The following is a 1,989-nucleotide window of genomic DNA, read 5'->3' as shown; positions in this document are numbered from 1 at the left end:
CATTACTTTAGGTAGTGATATTAAAGCTGATAATGCTAATTCAAATTCTAAAAATACTTTACAAACTAGTGAGCAAATAAATATTACAGGTGATATCAAAGAAGAAGTAAATGAAATAATTGCTAAAAATGATAGTTCTTTAAATACAGATAATTTGCCAGAAGTTGTTCCAAATAAGCCTAGTGATGATTTAGTTATTCCAAGTAATCCAAATACAACACCAGATACGCCAAGTAATCCTGATAATAATACAAGCACACCAGAAAATAAGCCAAATGATAATAATGTGGTAATACCTAATGTGCCAGTGATTAAAGATGAAAAAGAATGGACTAAATTAGAACCTTCTATTCCTAATAAATTTTTTGCTAATAATAATGTAAATAGTTATTATTACTATTCAGAAGATTTAAATTCTAAAAGTGCAGCTAGTCTTAATTTAGGCACTATGACGCTTGATTTATATGGTAGAAAATTAGAAAATGATAAGAGTGTTAAATCTTTTGATTATTATACTTTAGATGGCAAAAAAAATACTCTTACTAGCAATAGCTACAATGTTTCTGATGTAGGAATTAAAGAAATAAAAACTCAAAATTATAACTTGCAAAATACTAGTCTAAATACACCTAATGCTGAAAAGAATTTAGAATATTCATCAGATTATGCTAGTTTTAGTGCGAATAAAAACGAATTAAAAGCTCAATTAGTTGGTATTAATTATGATTTAAGCAAATCAGATTTATCTCATTTTACAACTTTAAAAGATGATTGGAATAGTTTTAAAAATGATATAGAAAAAAATAATCAAACAGCTATTAATTACTATTCAAATACAAATTCTGCCGCTGAACTTGATTTATCAAGAGGACTTTTAACTTATTATTCAAAAGAGCAAACTAAAAAAGATGGTAGGGATAGTGCTTATAATTTAAGATATTTTGTTATGAACCATAATTATTTGCAAATGCGTGAATATGATATAGAAGATTTAGAATACAACGGCTATACAATGAATTTTAAAGCTCCTACTGTTGTAGATTCAACTTCGGATCATTATAGAACTACTGCTTATGTCAATAAAGAACAAATTGAATATACAGCAACGAAAAATGGTAGTTTGGATTTAAATATTTTAAATATAAAAGAAAATTTAAAATTTACTAATTCTTCAAATTATAGAAAGCAATTAGCTGATTGGGATAATGAAAAAAATAAATTCTTTAAAGAATTTTACACAAACCCAGCTCAAGAATTTTATTATGCTGATACGAAAAACAATTATGTTAAGTTAAAGCCAAGTGATTCGTATTTTGCTAGTTATAGCAAGATTAATGATACTACTGATGTTTTATTTGAATTACAGAATAGTAAATTATTAGGAGTGTATAATAAAAATAATGTAATAACTAGAATAAATCCTCAAGTAAATTCAACTATGGATATTGATAATTCTCAATATAAATTAAAAATTGATAGTAACGAACTTGATAAAACTTCTATTAAATTAGAAACGGAAGCAAGTAAAGCTAAATTACAAATAGAAAGCAAAATAGCAAATGAGGATTTAAAGATAAAAACAGATGAATTAAAAAAATCTTTAAATGTTTCAGATATAAACAAAAAGATTAACGAGATTAAAAGTAAATAAGGAATATAGATGAGAAAACTTGTAATTTTATTAAGTGTAATAACTCTAACCTATGCAAGCGTAGGTAAAATATCAGCCATTAGAGGTGATGCAGTAGTTATCTCAAAAGGTAATGAAATAAAAGCTTTATTAAATCAAGAACTTGATGAAAGCGATATTATAAAAACGGGAAACAATGCAAGATTACAAATAATCTTTAATGATAACACCGTTACTACTCTAGGTAAAAACACAAGCTTAGAAATAAAAAAATTCTTATTAGATGGAAAAAACTCTAAAGTAAATCTTGAAGTAAGTGAAGGAAGCTTTAAGGTAATTACAGGAGAAATCTCAAAATT

The 1,989-nt window shown here is 25.6% G+C and carries 2 protein-coding genes; both read left to right on the top strand.

From position 1 onward, the window contains the following. The coding region (locus AVBRAN12640_RS09770) for a hypothetical protein (protein WP_336609165.1) at window positions 1-1,651 on the top strand (1,651 nt) is incomplete at its 5' end. Between the two features lie 9 nt (window positions 1,652-1,660). Further along, window positions 1,661-1,989 (top strand): FecR domain-containing protein (locus AVBRAN12640_RS09765; protein WP_336613004.1); only part of this gene is annotated, 329 nt, incomplete at its 3' end.

Origin of the sequence: Campylobacter sp. RM12640, from assembly GCF_020137595.1 — a bacterium.
Classification (GTDB): Bacteria; Campylobacterota; Campylobacteria; order Campylobacterales; family Campylobacteraceae; genus Campylobacter_E.
The sequence above is the reverse complement of the archived record's forward strand: the minus strand, read 5'-3'. Positions and strand labels throughout refer to the sequence as shown.